Source organism: Streptomyces sp. NPDC002886, assembly GCF_042888445.1.
Lineage (GTDB): Bacteria > Actinomycetota > Actinomycetes > Streptomycetales > Streptomycetaceae > Streptomyces.
The window spans coordinates 201,439-222,197 of the sequence record NZ_JBIAPV010000012.1 but is presented as its reverse complement, the minus strand read 5'-3'; the positions used below and the strand labels follow the sequence as shown (position 1 = coordinate 222,197).

Below are 20,759 nucleotides of genomic sequence, written 5' to 3'. Positions count from 1 at the left end.
TACAGTTACCCCGTTTCCTCTGTCGTATCGTCGAAGCCCTGACCGTCGAGCGCCATGAGGATGAGCGCGTCGGTGTCCAAGTCGTCGATGGACGGCTGCCCGTCGGGGCCATCGTCGTCGGCGCTCCCAGAGCGCCGGTCGAGGATTCCCCCTAGTTCCAGCAGGGCATCGATGAGCCCCGCGTCCCTGAGGCGGCTGAGCGGGATGTTCTGCAGTACCTGACGGATCTCCTGTTCCTCGTCACGGTCGGTTTCCGAGGCCGGCGCGAACTCGGTTTCCAGGTGCTCCACGAGCACGGCGGCGTTCGGGTAGTCGAATACGAGGGTCGGCGGCAGCCGCAGTCCGGTGGCCGCGTTGACGAGGTTGCGGAACTCGACGGCGCTCAGCGAGTCGAAGCCCAGCTCCTTGAAGGCGCGGTCCGGTTCGATGCTGTCGGCGTCCCCGTGGCCCAGTACCTCCGCCGCGTGCGTGCGGACCAGGTCCAGCAGGATCGACCGGCGCTCCTCCTCTCCGGCGGCCTCGAGCCGCTGCCTCAGAGCCGAGCTGAGCCCGGCGGTGTTGGCGTTGCCGGCCGTGCGCCGCGCGGGGCGGCGTACGAGGGCCCGCAGCAGCGCGGGCACGTCCGCACCGTTCTCCGTCGACAGGTCCAGCTGTACGGGGACCAGGACGGGCGCTTCCAGGCTGCTCGCCGTGTCGAACAGGGCCATGCCCCGGTCCGCGGTGAGCGCCTCGACGCCGGTGCGGTTCATCCGCTGCAGCGCCGAGTCGTCCAGCTCGCCGGCCATACCGCTTTCGTCGGCCCACAGACCCCAGGCGAGCGACTGGCCCGGCAGGCCCTGCGTCCTGCGCTGCGCGGCAAGGGCGTCCAGGAAGGCGTTGGCTGCCGCGTAGTTGCCCTGGCCGGGGGTGCCGAAGGTGCCCGCGGCCGAGGAGAAGAGGACGAAGGCGGTGAGCTCCGCTCCGATCTCCTGGGTCAGTTCGTGCAGGTTGAGGGCGGCGTCGACCTTGGGCCGCAGGACCCCGTCCACTCGCTCCGGAGTGAGAGCGGTGATCACACCGTCGTCGAGCATGCCCGCCAGGTGGACCACTCCGGTGAGCGGGTGTCCGGCCGGCACCGACGCGAGCACCTTGCCGAGGGCGTCCCGGTCGGCGGCGTCGCATGCGACCACCTCGATGTGGACGCCCTGAGCGGTGAGTTCGTCGACCAACTCGGCCGCGCCCGGTGCCTCGATGCCGCGTCGGCTGGTCAGCAGCAGGCGCTGGACTCCGTACTCCGTGACCAGGTGGCGGGTGACGAGCCGGCCCAGCGTGCCGGTGGCTCCGGTGAGGAGGACCGTGCCCTGTGCATCGAAGGTGCTCGACGGTACCGGCTCTTCGGCGACGGGTACGCGAAGCAGCCGTGCCGCGTGGAACCCGTTGCCCCGGACCGCGACCTGCGGTTCGCCGAGGGCGGCCACGGTGGGGATCACCGCGGTGTCGGCCAGGTCGGCCAGGTCGGCCAGCAGGAAGCGCTCCGGGTTCTCCGACTGTGCGGCACGGACCAGACCCCAGACCGCGGCGCCGGCGAGGTCGGTGACGGCGGAACCGTCCACCGCCACCGCGCCGGTGGTGACCACGAGCAGCTTCGCGTCCTCGTACCGGTCGTCGTCCAGCCAGCTCTGCAGGACGGACAGGGTCCGTTGCACCGCGGTGTGCACGGAGCCGCTGTCGTTGCCGGGCGCGGGCCGCAGTACGACGACTGCGGGCACGGGGTCGGCTGCGGCGAGCGCATCCCACTCCGCCCACGAGACGGCCGCGGCAGCGGCCGGGGACGGGCTCGACAGCGGCACCCAGCCCAGCTGGAAGAGACCGTCGTGGTGGGCGGACCCGCCGGCGGCGGACAGTTGTTCCGCGGAGACCTCGCGCAGGACGAGCGTGTCCACGGACGCCACCGGCCGGCCGGCCCCATCGGCGACCGCGAGCCTCACGCCGTCGGTCCCGGCAGGGGTGACCCGTACGCGGACCAGGCCGGCGCCTGCCGCGTGGAGGGTGACCCCGGTCCAGGCGAACGGCAGCCGGGCGCCGGAACGGTCGTCGTTCGCGCCGGTACGCAGGCCAACGGCGTGCAGGCACGCGTCCAGCACCGCGGGGTGCAGGCCGAACCGTGCCGCCTCGCCCAGGTGCGCTTCGTCGAGTGCGACCTCGGCGAACACTTCGTCGCCCACGGTCCAGGCGGCACGCAGGCCCTGGAAGGCGGGGCCGTACTCCAGACCGCCGGCGGCCAGGGACTCGTACAGGTCGTCCACCACGACCGGCTCGGCACCGGCCGGCGGCCACGACCCGAGGTCGAAGCCCGCCTCTGCGGCGGCCGGGGACAGCAGACCGGTGGCGTGCCGGATCCACGGCGTGTCGGCATCGGCGTGCTGCGGACGGGAGTACACGGCCAGTGGCCGGGTGTCGGACTCGTCGGGGGTACCGACGGTGACCTGGAGCTGAACACTGCCGCGCTCGGGCATCAGCAGCGGCGCCTCGATGGTCAGCTCGTCGATCAGAGCGCAGCCGACCTGGTCGCCGGCCCTGACGGCCAGTTCGATGAAACCGGTGCCCGGGAAGAGCACGGTCCCGGCGACGGCGTGGTCCGCGAGCCACGGGTGGGTGGCGACGGACAGCCGGCCGGTGAGGACCACCGAGTCGTCGGCGGGCGATTCGAGGACGGCGTTGAGCAGCGGGTGCTCGACGGCGTCCAGGCCTGCGGCACCGAGGTCGGTTCCCGCACGCTGCGCCTCGGTCCAGAACCGGCGGCGTTGGAAGGCGTAGGTGGGGAGGTCGATGCGGCGGGCACCCGTACCGGCGAAGAGGACAGACCAGTCGACCGTCGTACCGCGCACGTGCAACTGGCCCAAGGCCGTCAGCAGCGCCGGGGCCTCCGGCCGGTCCTTGCGGACAGCCGGAACCGTCAGAACACTCTCGCCATCAAGGGACTGCTGCGCCATCGCGGACAGCACACCGTCAGGACCAAGCTCGAGGAACCGGGAGACTCCCTCCGCCTCCAGGAAGCGAACACCGTCCGAGAACCGGACCGCCTCACGAACATGACGCACCCAGTACTCCGGAGTGGACAGCTCCTCACCGGCAAGCGTTCCCGTTACGTTCGAGACCACCGGAACGGTCGGCTGACCGTAGGTCAGACCCTCCGCGACTGTGCGGAACTCCTCGAGCATCGGCTCCATCAGCGGCGAGTGGAACGCGTGCGACACCTTCAGACGGCTGGTCTTACGACCCTCTGCGGCGAAGTACTCGCCGATCGCCAGCGCCGCGGCCTCATCGCCGGAGACCACCACGGACGACGGCCCGTTGACCGCGGCGATCGACACGCCCTCGGTCAGGTGCGGGAGGATTTCTTCCTCCGTCGCCTGGATCGCGACCATCGCACCGCCGGACGGCAGAGCCTGCATGAGACGACCGCGAGCCGCCACCAGACGGGCCGCATCCTCGAGCGACAGGACCCCCGACACGTGGGCCGCGGCCAGCTCACCCACCGAGTGACCGGCCAGGAAGTCCGGACGAACACCCCAGCCCTCCACCAGCCGGAACAGAGCCACCTCAATGGCGAACAGGGCCGGCTGCGAGAACTCCGTCTGGTTCAGCGCATCCGCGTCCTCACCCCACACCACCTCACGCAACGGACGCGACAGGTGACCGTCAAGCTCAGCGGTGACCGCATCGAAAGCCTCAGCGAACACCGGGAACGCGGCGTGCAGCTCACGACCCATGCCGATCCGCTGCGCGCCCTGACCCGTGAACAAGAACGCCGTACGGCCCGTCGAGCGGCGGGCCGAGACCGCGCCGCGCCCGGCGGCCACCGCCGCCAGACCACGGACCAGCTCAGCACGGTCCTCACCGACCACCACCGCACGGTGATCCAGCAACGACCGGCTCGACACGAGCGAGAACGCCACGTCGAGCGGTGTCAGTGTCTCGCGCCCCTCGACGTGTGCGAGCAGCCGCTCCGCCTGGGCCGCCAGGCCCTCGGCGGAGGCCGCTGACAGCAGCCACGGCACGGCGGCCGGAGCGGGAGCCTCCTCGGCCGCTTCCGCGACGGGCTCCTCCTCCACGACCTGCTCGATGATGACGTGGGCGTTGGTGCCGCTGATGCCGAACGAGGAGACACCGGCCCGGCGCGGACGCCCCAGCTCCGGCCAGTCCCGCGCCTCCGACAACAGCTCGACGTCACCCGCCTCCCAGTCCACCTGGTGCGAGGGCTCATCGCCATCGAGGTGCAGGCTCTTCGGCAAGACGCCGTGACGCATCGCCTCGACGACCTTGATGATCCCCGCGACACCCGCGGCGGCCTGGGTGTGACCGATGTTGGACTTCAGCGAGCCCAGCCACAACGGCTGCCCCTCAGGACGGCCCTGGCCATAGGTGGCCAACAGCGCCTGCGCCTCGATCGGGTCACCGAGCGTCGTACCGGTACCGTGCGCCTCGACCAAGTCGACATCCGCCGTGGAAAGCCCGGCCGAGGCCAGTGCCTGCCGGATCACCCGACGCTGCGAAGGACCGTTCGGAGCCGTCAGACCATTGCTCGCACCGTCCTGGTTGACAGCCGATCCACGGACGACCGCCAGCACCGGATGCCCGTTGCGACGAGCGTCCGACAGCCGCTCCACGAGCAGAATGCCGACACCCTCACCCCATCCGGTGCCATCGGCACCGGCCGCGAACGAGCGGCAGCGGCCGTCGGGGGCGAGACCGCGCTGGCGGCTGAACTCGACGAACACATCGGGGGTGGCCATGACGGCCACACCGCCGGCGAGCGCCATCGAGCATTCACCCGAGCGCAGGGCCTGGATCGCCCAGTGCAGGGCCACCAGCGAGGACGAGCACGCCGTGTCGATGGTGACCGCCGGGCCCTCGAGTCCGAAGACGTAGGAGAGACGGCCCGAGGCGATCGAACCGGTGTTGTTGTTGTCCGCGTAGTCGTGGTACATCATGCCGGCGAACACGCCGGTCGAGCTCCCGCGCAGCGTGGCCGGGTCGATGCCCGCCCGCTCGAACACCTCCCAAGAAGCCTCCAGCAGCAGGCGCTGCTGCGGATCCATGGAGAGGGCCTCGTTCGGGCTGATCCCGAAGAACGCCGGGTCGAACTCGTCGGCGGTGTGCAGGAACCCGCCCTCATGGACGTAGCTGGTGTTCGGGCGCTCCTTGCTCGGGTCGAAGACCTCTTCGAGGTCCCAGCCGCGGTTCGACGGGAACTCGGAGATCCCGTCGATGCCGTTCGCGACGAGGTTCCACAGGTCCTCGGGCGTCTCCACGCCGCCGGGGTAGCGGCAGGCCATCGACACGATCGCGATCGGGTCGTCGTCCAGCACCGTCGCGGCAGTGGCGACGACGTCGCTCCCCTCGACGGCCCCGGTCAGCTCCGCCGCCAGGTGAGCGGCGACGGACTCCGAAGTCGGGTAGTCGAAGACGAGGGTGGCCGACAGACGCAGGCCGGAGACCTCGTTGAGGCGGTTGCGCAGTTCGACGGCCGCGAGGGAGTCGAAGCCCAGCTCGTTGAAGGCTCGTCCGGCCTCGACCGCATCGAGCGACGCGTGGCCGAGCACCTCGGCGACCTGCGTACGGACCAGGTCCACGAGGAAACGCTCCCGCGCCTCCGGCGGCAGTCCGGCGAGCTGGGCGCCCAGCCCGGAACCAGCGCCGGTGCCCGCGCCGGTGCGGGCGGCCTGCCGGGTCGGCGTACGGACGAGGCCGCGCAGCATCGGCAGGGAATTCCCCGTCGCGGCCTGGGCGCGCAGGGCGGCCAGGTCGAGCCGGAGGAGGACGGACAGCGCGGACTCGGAGCCCAGCGCCCGGTCGAAGAGCGCCAGGCCTTCGCCGACGGACAGCGGGGGGAAGCCCTGGCGGCGGAGCCGCCGGACCGTCGCCTCGTCGAGGTGCCCGCCCATGCCCGACTCCCACAGGCCCCAGGCCATGGAGACGGCGGGCAGACCCAACGACCGCCGGTGGGCGGCGAGCGTGTCCAGGAAGACGTTGGCGGCGGCGTAGTTGGCCTGCCCTGCCGCGCCGAGCGTACCGGCGACGGAGGAGAAGACGACGAAGGCGGACAGGTCGGCGTCGCGGGTGAGCTCGTGCAGGTACCAGGCCGCGTCGGCCTTCGGCGCCAGCACCGCGTCGAAACGCTCCGGCGTCAGAGCACCGACGACACCGTCGTCCAGAACACCGGCCGAGTGAACGACACCGGTCAGCGGGTGGTCGGGGTCGATGCCGGCCAGCAGGGTGGCGAGGCTGTCGCGGTCGGAGACGTCGCAGGCCGCGATGATGGCCCGGGCGCCCAGTTCGGCGAGCTCGGCCTGCAGCTCGGCGGCGCCGGGGGCGTCGAGACCGCGGCGGCTCGTGAGCAGCAGGTGCCCGACGCCGTGCTCGGTGACGAGGTGACGGGCCACCAGCGCGCCCAGACCACCCGTACCACCGGTGACCAGCACCGTGCCCTCGGAGCCGAAGACGACATCGGCGGTGGCGGCGGGGTCCGCCTTCACCAAGCGCGGCACGAGCACCGTGCCCGCCCGCAGCACCACATCGGACTCACCGCCGGCCACCACGGCCGACAGCACCTGGAGCGACTCGGCCGAGCCGTCCGTGTCCACGAGTACGAAGCGGTCGGGGTTCTCGCTCTGAGCGGCCCGCACCAGACCGCGTACGGCGGCGGGTGCCAGGGCCCCCACCGTGCCGCCCGCATCGGGACCGGCAGCGCCACTCGTCAGGACGACGAGCTTCGCCGCGGCGAAGCGCTCGTCGCTCAGCCAGGTCTGTACGGCCTCCAGTACCAGGTGCGTCACCCGGTGCGCCTCGGCCGGAACCTCGGCATCGAGCGCTCCGACGACAGGGAACAGCACCTGCTCCGGCACATCCTCGCCGGCTTCGACGGAAGCGAGCAGAGCGGTGAGGTCCGGGTGGCGCGTGACGCCGGCTCCGAGATCCAGTACGTCCGGGCCGATCACGGCCCAGCCCGGACCGGAGGGCAGAGCACCGGCCGAGACCGGTACGGGCGCCCAGTCCACCTCGTACGAGACGGGCCCTCGGTCGGTCCCGGCGGAAGCGAGCTGCTCGGCCGAGATCTCACGGGCCACCAGCGAGGAGACGCTGAGGACGGTGTTGCCGGAGCTGTCGGCGACGGTCAGCTCACGGCTGTCCGGGCCGGTCGGCGAGAGGCGCACCCGCAGTGCGGTGGCCCCGGTGGCGCGCAGCGCCACCGCGTTCCATGCGAAAGGCACGAGCGCGCCGTCGGCACCTTCGGCATCGTCCTCGGCGGCATCCCCGATCATGCTGACGTGGAGGGCCGCATCGAGGAGGGCGGGGTGGATGCCGACGCGGTCGGCATCCTCGTGTGCCTGCTCGGGCAGTTCGACCTCGGCGTAGACCGTGCCACCGGCCCGCCAGGCGGCCTTGAGGCCTTGGAAGACCGGCCCGTAGGCCAGGCCCCGGGAGAGCATCCGCTCGTAGAGGCCGTCGACGGGCAGCTGAACGGCGTCGGCCGGCGGCCACTGGGCGAGATCGTGCGTCGGTACGGCCACGTCGGATGCCAGCAGGCCGTCGGCGTGCAGCAGCCAGGCTTCGTCGCCGGACTTGGCTCGCGAGTGGATGCGTACGGAACGGCTGCCGTCCGCGCGGGGCGCCCCGACGGCGACCCGCAGCACCACGGCTCCCTGCTCGGGCAGCATGAGGGGGGCCTGCAGGGTCAGTTCGGCGAGCCCGTCGAGGCCGACGTACTCACCGGCGTGGAGGGCGAGCTCGACGAAGGCCGTACCGGGAACCAGGACGCTGCCGAAGGCCTGGTGGTCGCCGATCCACGGGTGCGTGGAGAGGGACAGCTGCCCGGTGAAGACCGGGCCGTCGGCGTCGGGCGACTCGACGATTCCGCCGAGCAGCAGGTGGTCGAGCGCATCGACACCGGTGGCCGCTCCGCCGCCGGAACCGGCGCCGGCCCACGGGTCGGCCCAGTAGCGAAGGGTGTCCACCCAGAAGCGCTGGCGTTGGAAGGCGTAGGTGGGGAGGTCGATGCGGCGGGCACCCGTACCGGCGAAGAGGGCAGACCAGTCGACGGTCGTGCCACGTACGTGCAGCTGGCCCAGAGCCGTGAGCAGCGCCGGGGCCTCCGGCCGGTCCTTACGGACCGCCGGAACCGTCAGGATGTTCTCGCCATCAAGGGACTGCTGCGCCATCGCGGACAGCACACCGTCAGGACCCAGCTCGAGGAAGTGGGAAACTCCCTCCGCCTCCAGGAAACGGACACCGTCCGAGAACCGGACCGCCTCACGGACGTGACGGACCCAATAGTCCGGAGTGGACAGCTCCTCACCAGCGAGCGTGCCCGTCACATTCGAGACCACCGGAATCCGCGCAGTGCCATACGTCAGGCCCTCCGCGACCGTACGGAACTCCTCGAGCATCGGCTCCATCAACGGCGAGTGGAACGCGTGGCTGACCTTCAGACGGCTGGTCTTGCGACCTTCGGAGGCAAAGTGCTCGCCAATGGCCAGCGCCGCGGCCTCGTCGCCGGAGACCACTACGGACGACGGCCCGTTCACCGCGGCGATCGAGACGCCCTCGGTCAGGTGCGGGAGGACTTCCTCCTCCGTCGCCTGGATCGCGACCATCGCACCACCCGACGGCAGCGCCTGCATCAGACGACCGCGAGCCGCCACCAGACGGGCCGCATCCTCGAGCGACAGGACCCCCGACACGTGGGCAGCGGCCAGCTCACCAACCGAGTGACCGGCCAGGAAGTCCGGACGCACACCCCAGCCCTCGAGCAGCCGGAACAGAGCCACCTCAATAGCGAACAAGGCCGGCTGCGAGAACTCCGTCTGGTTCAGCGCATCCGCGTCCTCACCCCACACCACCTCACGCAACGGACGCGACAGGTGCCCGTCGAGCTCAGCCGTGACCGCATCGAAAGCCTCAGCGAACACCGGGAACGCCGCATGCAGCTCACGACCCATGCCGATCCGCTGCGCACCCTGCCCCGTGAACAAGAAGGCCGCACGACCCTTGGAACTCCTCGGAGCGACCGGACCGCCGCCCTCGGCGACGGACGTCAGTGCGCTGAGGAGCTCCTCGCGGGTCTCGCCAACGACCGCGGCCCGGTATTCCATGGCCGGGCGGGTCGTGACCAGGGAGAAGGCCACGTCGAGCGGGTCCAGCCCGTCGTTCTCCTCGATGTGCGCGAGCAGCCGCGCAGCCTGGGCGGGCAGCGCCTCGGCCGACTTCGCCGAAAGCAGCCACGGCGCGAGCGTCGTGTCGGTGGCTTCGGCGGTCGGCGCCGAGTCGTTCTCCACGTACTCGACGATGACGTGGGCGTTGGTGCCGCTGATGCCGAACGAGGAGACACCGGCCCGGCGCGGACGCCCGAGCTCCGGCCACTCCCGCGCCTCGGACAACAGCTCGACGTCGCCCGCCTCCCAGTCGATCTGGTGGGAGGGTTCGTCGATGTGCAGGGTCTTGGGCAGGACGCCGTGGCGCATCGCCTCGACGACCTTGATGATGCCGGCGACGCCCGCGGCGGCCTGGGTGTGGCCGATGTTGGACTTCAGGGAGCCCAGCCACAGCGGCTGCCCCTCGGGGCGGTCCTGACCGTAGGTCTCCAGGAGGGCCTGGGCCTCGATCGGGTCGCCGAGGGTGGTGCCGGTTCCGTGGGCCTCGACCAGGTCGACATCCGCCGTGGAGAGCCCGGCCGAGGCCAACGCCTGCCGGATGACACGGCGCTGGGCCGGTCCGTTGGGAGCCGTCAGACCATTACTCGCACCATCCTGGTTGACGGCGGAACCCCGTACGACCGCCAGCACCGGATGCCCGTTGCGGCGGGCGTCCGACAGCCGCTCCACGAGCAGCATGCCGACACCCTCACCCCACACCGTGCCATCGGCACCGGCCGCGAAGGACTTGGCCCGCGCGTCCTGGGAGAGGCCGCGCTGGCGGCTGAACTCGACGAAGGCTTCGGGCGTGGCCATGACGGCCACGCCACCGGCCAGGGCAAGGGAGCACTCGCCCGAGCGCAGGGCCTGGATCGCCCAGTGCAGGGCGACGAGTGACGAGGAGCAGGCGGTGTCGACCGTGACGGCCGGGCCTTCCAGACCGAAGACGTACGAGACGCGGCCGGAGGCGATGGCGCCCGTGCCGCTGTTCGCGGCGTAGTCGTGGTACATCATGCCGGCGAACACGCCGGTCGAGCTCCCGCGCAGCGTGGCCGGGTCGATGCCCGCCCGCTCGAACGCCTCCCACGAGGCCTCCAGCAGCAGGCGCTGCTGCGGGTCCATGTAGAGGGCTTCGTTCGGGCTGATCCCGAAGAACGCCGGGTCGAAGTCCGCGGCGCCGTGCAGGAATCCGCCTTCGCGGATGTAGCTGGTGTTGGCGCGCTCGCCGCTCGGGTCGAAGAGTGCGTCGGTGTCCCAGCCGCGGTCGGTCGGGAACCCGGAGATCCCGTCGATGCCGCCCGCAACCATCTGCCACAGTGCTTCCGGCGACGCGACGCCGCCGGGGTAGCGGCAGGCCATCGACACGATGGCGATCGGGTCGTCGTCGACGGGGGCCTGCCCGGGGGTACGGGGAGTCTCCGCGGCCTCTTCCAGACCGGACAGCTCCTCCAGGAGGTGGCGGGCCAGGGCGGTCGGGGTCGGGTAGTCGAAGACGAGGGTGGCCGGGAGGCGCAGCCCCGTATCGCTGTTGAGGCCGTTGCGCAGTTCGACGGCGGCGAGGGAGTCGAAGCCGAGGTCACGGAAGGCACGCTCCGCCTCGATGGCCTGGCCGGAGCCGAAGCCGAGGACGAGGGCGGCGCGGTTGAGCACGAGGTCGAGCAGCGTGGATTCCCACTCGGCTTCCGGCAGTCCGGCCAGTTGGCGGCGCAGGGAGCCGGAACCGGCGGCGGTGTCCCGGGCGGTGCGCCGGCGGGCGGCGGGGACGAGGCCGCGGAACAGCGCGGGGAAGGTGTCGCCCGCGTTGCGGATCGCCGGGAGGTCGAACTTGACGGGGACGACCGTGTGCTCGCCGGTGGCGACGGCCGCGTCGAAGAGTTCGAGGCCTTCCGCCGGTGCCAGCGGGAAGATGCCGCCCTGTGACATCCGCGCGTGGTGGGTGTCGGCGAGGGTCTCGGCCATGCCTCCGGTCCACGGGCCCCAGGCCAGCGCGTGTGCGGGCAGGCCGGAGGCGCGGCGGTGAGCGGCGAGACCGTCGAGGAAGGCGTTGGCCGCGGCGTAGTTGCCCTGCCCCGGAGTCCCGAGGGTGCCGGCGCCCGAGGAGAAGAGGACGAAGGCGGTCAGGTCGGTGCCCGCGGTGAGCTCGTGCAGGTTGAGCGCGGCGTCGGCCTTGGGTGCGAGGACGGAGTCGACGCGCTCGTGGGTGAGGGAGGTCAGGATGCCGTCGTCGAGGACGCCTGCGAGGTGGACGACGGCGGTCGGCGTGGTCCGGGAGAGCAGCCGGGCCAGGGCGTCGCGGTCGGCGGCGTCGCAGGCCTCCAGGGTGACTTCGGCTCCCAGCGCGGTGAGGTCGGCGCTCAGCTCGGTGGCCCCGGGAGCGTCCGGGCCTCGGCGGCTGGTGAGGAGCAGACGCCGCACACCGTGGTGGGTGACCAGGTGGCGGGCCAGCAGGGAACCGAGGGTGCCGGTGGCTCCGGTGACCAGGACGGTGCTGTCGGGGCCGAAGGCGGGTGCGGAGTCCTCGGCGGGCGCGGGGACCCGGGCGAGGCGGGCGGCGTACGGAACGCCGGAACGTACGGCGATCTGCGGTTCTCCGGTGGCGAGCGCGGTCGCGAGGTCCCGGGCGCCGCCAGTCTGCGGCTCGTCGCCGTGGCCTCGGCCGATGTCGACGAGGACGATGCGTCCCGGGTTCTCGGACTGCGCGGAGCGGGCCAGGCCCCATACGGCTGCGCCTGCCAGGTCGGTGACGTCCTCGCCGTCGACTGCGACGGCACCCTGCGTGACCACGACCAGCTGTGGCTCGTCGTCGGCGGCGAGGCCGGTCTGCAGGAAGTCGAGCGCCTCCTTGACGGCCTGGTGCAGCGCCTGGGCGTCGGTGCCGGGCGTGCTGTGCAGGACGGCGGTGCGGCTTTCCGCGGTGTCCTCGCCACCAGTGGCGGGTACGGGAGTCCAGTCCAGCCGGTAGAGGGAGTCGTGCTGCGGGGAGCTCGCGGAGGCGATCTGCTCAGCGGATATGGGCCGTACGACGAGCGAGCCGACGGACGCCACGGGCTGGCCCGCGCCGTCGGCGACGGCGAGCGTGACGCTGTCGGTGCCGGTACGGGTGAGCTTGACGCGCAGGTTGGCGGCGCCGGAGGCGTGCAGAACGACCTGGCTCCACGCGAAGGGGATGGCAGCCTGCTCGGTGGAGGCACCGGTGAAGACGATCGCGTGCAGGGCGGCGTCCAGCGCGGCCGGGTGCAGGCCGAGTCGCTGCGCGTCGGCGTGTGCCTGGGCGGGGAGGACGACCTCGGCGTAGACGGTGTCGCCGGCCCGCCAGGCAGCCTTGAGGCCCTGGAAGACGGGGCCGTACGAGAGTCCGGCTGCGGACAGGGTCGTGTAGTGGCCGTCGAGATCGATGGCCTCCGCGTTCAGCGGCGGCCACGGGTCGAGGGTGGTGCCGGTGGCCGTGCCGGAGCTCTGGGGAAGGAGCAGGCCGGTGGCGTGCCGGGTCCACGGAAGGTCCGCTTCAGCGTGCTGGGGGCGGGAGTGGATGCTGAACGGGCGGCCCTGCGAGCCCTGCGCGGGTGCGCCGACGGCCACCTGGAGCTGGATGCCGCCGCGCTCGGGCAGGACGAGCGGAGCCTCCAGCGTGAGCTCGTCGACCTCTCCGCAGCCGACCTGGTCGCCGGCTCGGATGGCCAGTTCGACGAAACCGGTGCCGGGGAAGAAGACGGATCCGCCCACCACGTGGTCGGCGAGCCAGGGGTGCGTGGTGACGGACAAGCGCCCGGTCAGTACGACGCCCTCGGAGTCGGCGAGGATGACGGCGGCGCCGAGCAGCGGGTGATCGGCGGAGTCGAGACCGGCGGAGGCCACGTCGCCGATACCGCCCTCGGGAACGATCCAGTACCGCTCGTGCTGGAAGGCGTAGGTGGGGAGGTCGATGCGGCGGGCGCCCGTACCGGCGAAGAGGACGGCCCAGTCGACGGTCGTGCCGCGCACGTGCAGCTGGCCCAGGGCCGTCAGCAGCGCCGGGGCCTCCGGCCGGTCCTTGCGGACCGCCGGAACCGTCAGGACGCTTTCACCGTTCAGGGACTGCTGCGCCATCGCGGACAGGACACCGTCAGGACCAAGCTCGAGGAAGCGGGAGACTCCTTCGGCTTCCAGGAAGCGGACACCGTCCGAAAAGCGGACCGCCTCACGAACATGGCGGACCCAGTAGTCCGGAGTGGACAGCTCTTCACCGGCGAGCGTGCCCGTCACGTTCGAGACCACCGGGACGGTCGGCTGACCGTAGGTCAGGCTCTCCGCGACCGTGCGGAACTCCTCGAGCATCGGCTCCATCAACGGCGAGTGGAACGCGTGCGACACCTTCAGACGGCTGGTCTTACGACCTTCGGAGGCAAAGTGCTCACCGATCGCCAGCGCCGCGGCCTCATCTCCGGAAACCACCACGGACGACGGCCCATTGACCGCGGCGATAGACACGCCCTCGGTCAGGTGCGGGAGGACTTCCTCCTCCGTCGCCTGGATCGCGACCATCGCACCACCCGAAGGAAGCGCCTGCATCAGACGACCACGCGCCACCACCAGACGGGCCGCATCCCCCAGCGTCAGGACCCCCGATACGTGGGCCGCCGCCAGCTCACCCACCGAGTGACCAGCCAGGAAGTCCGGACGCACACCCCAGCCCTCGAGCAGCCGGAACAAAGCGACCTCAACGGCGAACAAGGCCGGCTGCGAGAACTCCGTCTGGTTCAGGGCATCCGCGTCCTCACCCCAGACCACCTCACGCAACGGACGCGACAGGTGCCCGTCAAGCTCAGCGGTGACCGCGTCGAACGCCTCGGCGAACACCGGGAACGCGGCATACAGCTCACGCCCCATACCGATCCGCTGCGCACCCTGACCCGTGAACAAGAACGCGGTGAGTCCCTCGGAGACGAGGCCGGTCTGCAGAGCTGCGTGCGGTTCGCCCGCGGCCAGTGCGGTGAACGCCTCGAGGGCGTCGGCTGCCTCTTCGGCCAGGACGACCGCCCTGTGCTCCAGCGCGGAACGCCCGGTGGCGAGGGAGTGGGCGAGGTCGAGCGGCTCCGCCCCGGCGAGGGCGGGGGCGAGGCGTTCGGCCTGGCCCGCCAGCGCGGTGGCGCTGCGGGCCGACACCAGCCAGGGCAGCGGGACCCCGGCCGGCCAGGCGGCGGGGGGCGCGGTCTCCTGCGGGTCATCGGCGGGGACCTCGGCCGCCGGGGCCTCCTCCACGATGACGTGGGCGTTGGTGCCGCTGACGCCGAACGCGGAGATGCCGGCGCGGCGCGGGTGCTCGGTCTCGGGCCAGTCGACGGGGGCGGCGAGCAGCTTGACGTCTCCGGCCGCCCAGTCCACGTGGCTGGACGGCTCGGTGACGTGGAGGGTCTTGGGCAGGACGCCGTGGCGCATCGCCTGGACCATCTTGATGATGCCGCCGACGCCGGCAGCGGCCTGGGCGTGGCCGATGTTCGACTTCAGCGAGCCGAGCCAGAGCGGGCGGCCCTCGGGGCGGCCCTGGCCGTAGGTGGCCAGCAGGGCCTGCGCCTCGATCGGGTCGCCGAGGGTGGTGCCGGTGCCGTGGCCTTCGACGGCGTCGACCTGGGCGGCGGGGATGCCCGCGGAGGCGAGGGCCTGGCGGATGACCCGCTGCTGGGCGAGGCCGTTGGGGGCGGTGAGGCCGTTGCTCGCGCCGTCCTGGTTGACGGCGGAGCCGCGGACCACGGCGAGGATCGGGTGGCCGTTGCGGCGGGCGTCGGAGAGGCGTTCCAGGACGAGCATGCCGGCGCCTTCGGCCCAGCCGGTGCCGTCCGCGCTGTCGGAGTACGCCTTGCAGCGGCCGTTGGCGGCCAGTCCCTTCTGCTTGCTGAAGGCGATGAACGGGCCGGGTGTGGACATGACCATGACGCCGCCGGCGAGGGCGAGGCTGCATTCGCGCTTGCGCAGGGCCTGGGCGGCGAGGTGCACGGCCACCAGCGAGGACGAGCAAGCGGTGTCGATGGTGAGGGAGGGGCCTTCGAGGCCGAGGGCATACGAGATGCGTCCCGAGATCACGGCGGCCACGGCGGCGGTGCCCAGGTAGGCCTCGGCCGCCTCGGGGGCCGCGGAGAGGAGGTCCCCGTAGTCCTGGAAGCCGGAGCCCACGAACACGCCGACCCGGCCGCCGTGCAGGCTGTCGGGGGCGACGCCGACGCGTTCGACGGCCTCCCAGGAGACCTCGAGCATGAGCCGCTGCTGCGGGTCCATGGCGAGGGCCTCGCGCGGCGAGATCCCGAAGAACGGGGCGTCGAACTCGCCGGCGCCGTAGAGGAAGCCGCCTTCCCCGACGTAGCTGGTGCCGGAGCTCGCGGAGTCGCCGTCGCCCAGGATGGCGTCGAGGTCCCAGCCCCGGTCGGTGGGGAAGGGTGCGACCGCGTCGGCGCCGTCGGCGACGAGTTGCCACAGCTCCTCGGGCGACTCGACACCACCCGGGTACCGGCATGCCATCGACACGATGACGATGGGGTCGTTGTCCGCGGACTCGACCTCTTGGAGCCGACGGCGCGTCTGTGCCAGGTCGGCGGTCACACGCTTCAGGTACTCGAGGAGCTTGCCGTCGTCAGCCATCCCAGCCTCACAACACCTTTCAGTCCCGGGTGGGACTCCAACACAACTGATCGTTTTTCAGGACAGGCCGAGTTCTTGGTCGATGAACGCGAGGACGTCCTCGGCGGAAGCGTCGTCGAGCCCGCCGATGTCGCTGCCGAAGTCGCCGTCGGCACCGGGGGTGGCGGACCCCCCACGGTTCCTCAGCCTGGTCGCGAGGTCCTGGAGTCGCGCTGCGATGCCGTGGTCCTCGGCCTCCTGCGGGGTGAGGGAGACCATGGCGAGTTCGAGCCGGTCGAGTTCGGAGAGCAGGCCCAGCACCTCTCCTGCCTGGTCCTTGCAGAGCTGCTGGTGCAGGTGCTCGGCGACCGCGGCCGGGGAGGTGTGGTCGAAGACGAGGGTGGCGGGCAGGGCGATGCCGGTCGCGGTGCCCAGCCGGTTGCGCAGGTCGGTGGCGGCGACGGAGTCGAAGCCGAGGTCGGTGAAGGCCCGGGCGGGCTCCAGCTCGGCGGCGGTCCCGTAGCCGAGCAGGGCGGCCACGTGGGTGCGTACGAGGTCCAGGAGCGTCCGGGACTGTTGCGCGGGCGGCATCGCGGCGAGCCGCTCCGCCAGCCCGGAGCCCGCGCTTTCGCCGGAGGCCCCGTCGCCGCCGGCCTGGGCGGTGAGTGCCTCGCGGGCCGCGGGCAGGCCGTCGAGCAGGGGCCGCGGGCGGGCGGAGGTGTAGACGGGGGCGAACCGGGACCAGTCGATGTCGGCCACCACCAGGTGGCTCTCCTCGTGGTCGAGGGCGGCCCGCAGGGCGCGCAGGGCGAGCTGCGGTTCCATCGGCGGGGCGCCGATGCGCTGCATGACGGCGGTGATCTCGTCGTCGACCATGCCGCTCGCCCAGGAGCCCCAGGCGATCGAGGTGGCGGCGCGGCCCTGGGCGCGGCGCCGGTGGGCGAGCGCGTCGAGGTAGGCGTTGGCGGCGGAGTAGGCGGCCTGGCCGGCGCTGCCCCATACGGCCGCGCCGGACGAGAACAGCAGGAAGGCGTCGAGAGGCCGGTCGCCGAGGAGTTCGTCGAGGAGTGCGGCGCCGAGCACCTTGGCGCGACCGACCTCGGCGAATTCCTCCAGGGTCAGTTCGGCGGCGGGTGCGAGGCGCTGCAGTACGCCGGCGGCGTGGACGACCGCGGTGAGCGGGGTGTCCTCGGGGACGGCGGCGAGGAGGGCGGCCAGGTCGTCGCGGTCGGCCGCGTCGCAGGCGGCGATGGTGACGCGGCAGCCGAGTGCGGTGAGTTCGGCCTCGAGTTCGGCGGCTCCCGCGGCGGCGCGGCCGCGGCGGCTGGTGAGGACGAGGTGTTCGGCGCCGAGGCCGGCGAGGAGGCGGGCGACGTGTGCGCCCAGGCCGCCGGTACCGCCGGTGATGAGGACGGTGCCCCGGGGCTTCCAGTCGCGGGCGGCGGGCGCCGCGCCGAGGGGGGCGTGCACCATGCGCCGGGCGAAGAGGCCGTGGGCGCGGACCGCGAGCTGGTCCTCGCCCGCCGTTCCGGCGAGCGCGGACACCAGGCGGCGGGCTGCCGCGGCGTCGATGGAAGCGGGCAGGTCGACGAGACCGCCGAAGGTGTCGGGCTGGTCGAGGGAGAGGCCGATGCCGGTGCCCCACAGCAGGGCCTGGTACGGGTCGGCGGAGTCGGTGGGGTCGACGGTGGCCGCTCCGGTGGTGATGCTCCACAGCCGGGCACGGCTGCCCGTGTCGCCGAGGGCCTGGGCGAGCCCGAGGGTGGTGGCGGTGCCGCGGGTCAGCGAGGGGTGGGTGGGGTGGAGGCGGTCGTCGAGGGCGAGCAGGGAGAGGACTCCGACGGCCCGGTCGGCGCCGGCCGTTGCCCGGAGCCGCGCGGCGAGTGCGGTGCGGTCGTCGTCTCCGGCCTCGATGCGTACGGTGGCCGTGGCCCCGCCCGCTTCGAGGGCGGCGGCGACGGTCCGGACCCGCTCGTCGTCGGCGAGGCCCTCGGGTACGGCGAGCAGCCAGGTTCCGTCGAGCCGTGCCGAGGTCTCTTCGGGTACGGGCTGCCAGGCGACGCGGTAGCGCCAGGAATCGACGGTGTGGGCTTCGCGCACCGCGTGGCGCCATGCCGTCATGGCGGGCACGACCTCGCCGAGCGAGGCGGGGTCGACGCCGAGGCGAGCGGCGAGGAGGGGCAGGTCCGCGCCTTCGAGGACGTCCCAGAAGGTGGTGTCGGCAGGGTCCGCGGTGCTCTGCCGCGCGGCCGGTTCGGTGTCCTGCCAGTACCAGCGGCGCTGGAAGGCGTACGTGGGAAGGTCGGCGCGGCGGGCACCGCGGCCGGTGTAGAAGGCGGTCCAGTCGACGGGGAGGCCGCGGACGTGGAGGTGGCCGAGGCCGGCGAGCAGTTCCCGTTCCTCGCGGCGGCCGCGGCGCAGCAGCGGGACGAACACGGAGTCGGTGTCCGGCGCGGTGCAGTCGGGTCCGGTGGCGGACAAGGCGGCGTCCGGGCCGAGTTCGACGTAGGTGGTGACGCCCTTGTCGTCGAGGAACCCGATGCCGTCGGCGAACCGGACGGCCTCGCGGACGTGGCGCACCCAGTACTCGGGGGTGGAGGGTTCGTCGGTGGCGAGGGTGCCCGTGACGTTCGAGACGATCGGGATGGCCGGCGTGCCGTATTCGATGCTTTCGGCGACCGTGCGGAACTCGTCCAGCATCGGGTCCATCAGCGGGGAGTGGAAGGCGTGGCTGACGCTGAGGCGCTTGGTCTTGCGGCCGAGGGAGTCGAAGTGCGCGGTGATCGAGAGGATCGTTTCCTCGTCGCCGGAGACCACGACGGACCGCGGCCCGTTGACGGCCGCGACCGAGACGCTGCCGGTGAGCCGCGCGAGGACCTCCTGTTCGGTGGCCTGGAGCGCGGCCATGGCACCGCCCGCGGGCAGCGCCTGCATGAGGCGGCCGCGGGCGGCGACCAGTCGGGCCGCGTCCGCGAGGGTGAGGATCCCGGACACGTGCGCCGCGGCGAGCTCGCCCACCGAGTGGCCGGCGAGGAAGTCGGGTCGCACCCCCCATGACGCGACGAGGCGGTACAGGGCCACTTCCACGGCGAACAGGGCGGGCTGGGCGAACTCGGTGCGGTTCAGGGCGGCTTCGTCCTCGCCCCACATCACCTCGCGCAGCGGGCGCGCCAGATGCCGGTCGAGTTCGGCGGTGACGGCGTCCAGGGCGGTGGCGAACGCGGGGAAGGCCTCGTACAGCTCGCGGCCCATGCCGGTGCGCTGGGCTCCCTGGCCGGTGAAGAGGAACGCGGTACGGCCTTCGGTGGTCGCGGCGGTGGCCAGTCCGGGGTAGGGCTCCCCGGCGGCGAGGGCCTCGAGGGCCTGGCGGAGTTCGGTGCGGTCGGCGGCGACGACGGCCGCGCGGTGGCGCAGCGCGGTGCGGGTGGTGGCCAGTGAGAAGCCGAGGTCGAGTGCGGAGGGTTCGTCGCCGGTACGGGCGTCGAGGTGGGTCAGGAGCCTGCGGGCCTGGTCGGTGAGGGCGTCCGGGCTCTGGCCGGAGAGCACGACCGGGACGAGCGAGGTCGCCGTCGCGGGGGCCGTGGCTCCGGCGTCATCGGCGTCGCCCGGGTCGTCGGCGGGGCCGGTGGACGACGCGGGTTCGGGCGCCTCCTCGATGATGACGTGGGCGTTGGTGCCGCTCATGCCGAAGGAGGACACGCCGGCCCGGCGCGGGTGCTCGCCCCGGGGCCACGGGCGGGCCTCGGTGAGCAGCTCGATGTCGCCCGTCGTCCAGTCGACCTCCGAGCTCGGCCCGGCGATGTTGAGGGACTTGGGCAGCAGGTCGTGGCGCATCGCCTGGACCATCTTGATGATCCCGCCGACGCCGGCCGCGGCCTGGGCGTGGCCGATGTTCGACTTGAAGGAGCCGAGCCAGAGCGGGCGGCCCTCGGGGCGGTCCTGGCCGTAGGTGGCGAGCAGGGCCTGTGCCTCGATGGGGTCGCCTAGCACCGTGCCGGTGCCGTGGGCCTCGACCGTGTCGATTTCGTGGGCGGAGAGCTGGGCGGCGGAGAGCGCGGCCTGGATGACGCGCTGCTGCGAGGGTCCGTTGGGAGCGGAGAGCCCGTTGCTGGCGCCGTCCTGGTTGACGGCGGAGCCGCGGAGCACGGCGAGGACGGGGTGCCCGTTGCGGCGCGCGTCGGAGAGGCGCTCGAGCAGGAGCAGGCCGACGCCCTCGCCCCAGCCGGTGCCGTCCGCGTCCGAGGAGAAGGACTTGCAGCGCCCGTCGGGGGCGAGTCCGCGGTCCTGGCTGAAGCCGACGAACGACGACGGGGAGGACATGACGGTGGCGCCGCCCGCGAGGGCGAGCGTGCACTCGCCGGCGCGCAGGGCGCGGGCCGCCAGGTGCAGGGCGACCAGGGAGGAGGAGCAGGCGGTGTCGACGGTGATCGCGGGGCCCTCGAGGCCGAGGCAGTACGAGATCCGGCCGGACGCGACGCTGGCCATGCTGCCGGTGCCGCCGTCGCCGTAGTCGTGGTAGACGATCCCGGTGTAGACGCCGGTGGCCGTGCTCTTCAGCGAGTCGGGGGCGATGCCGGCCCGCTCCAGGACCTCCCACGCGGTCTCCAGCAGGAGCCGCTGCTGGGGGTCCGTCTCCCGGGCCTCGCGCGGGCTCATCTTGAAGAAGTCCGCGTCGAACTCGCCCGCGTCGAGCAGGAAGCCGCCTTCACGGGCGTAGGACTTGCCCGGCGTGCCCGGGGTGGGGTCGTAGAGGCCCGCGGTGTCCCAGCCGCGGTTCTCCGGCAGGTACGAGATGCCGTCGCCGCCTTCGCGGACCATGTCCCACAGGTCGTCCGGCGTGTTGATCCCGCCGGGGAAGCGGCATCCCATCGCCACGATGGCGATCGGCTCGTGCTCCTTGGACTCGACTTCCCTCAGCCGGCGCCTGCTCTGCTGTAGGTCGGACGTGGCGCGCTTGAGATAGTCGCGGAGCTTGTCCTCGTTCGTCGACATGAAACA

General features: G+C 72.4%; 2 protein-coding genes. Both read right to left on the bottom strand.

Going from position 1 to position 20,759, the window contains the following annotated elements; translation table 11 throughout:
• Nucleotides 1-5: 5 nt before the first annotated feature.
• Nucleotides 6-15,782, bottom strand: a complete 15,777-nt coding sequence (locus ACFYYB_RS36480) for an SDR family NAD(P)-dependent oxidoreductase (RefSeq protein WP_389441745.1) — start codon at nucleotides 15,780-15,782, stop codon at nucleotides 6-8.
• A gap of 57 nt (nucleotides 15,783-15,839) precedes the next feature.
• The gene (locus ACFYYB_RS36475) at nucleotides 15,840-20,753 is read right to left on the bottom strand and encodes a type I polyketide synthase (protein WP_389441742.1); all 4,914 of its coding nucleotides are present in this window, start codon (nucleotides 20,751-20,753) and stop codon (nucleotides 15,840-15,842) included.
• Between the last annotated feature and the right edge of the window lie 6 nt (nucleotides 20,754-20,759).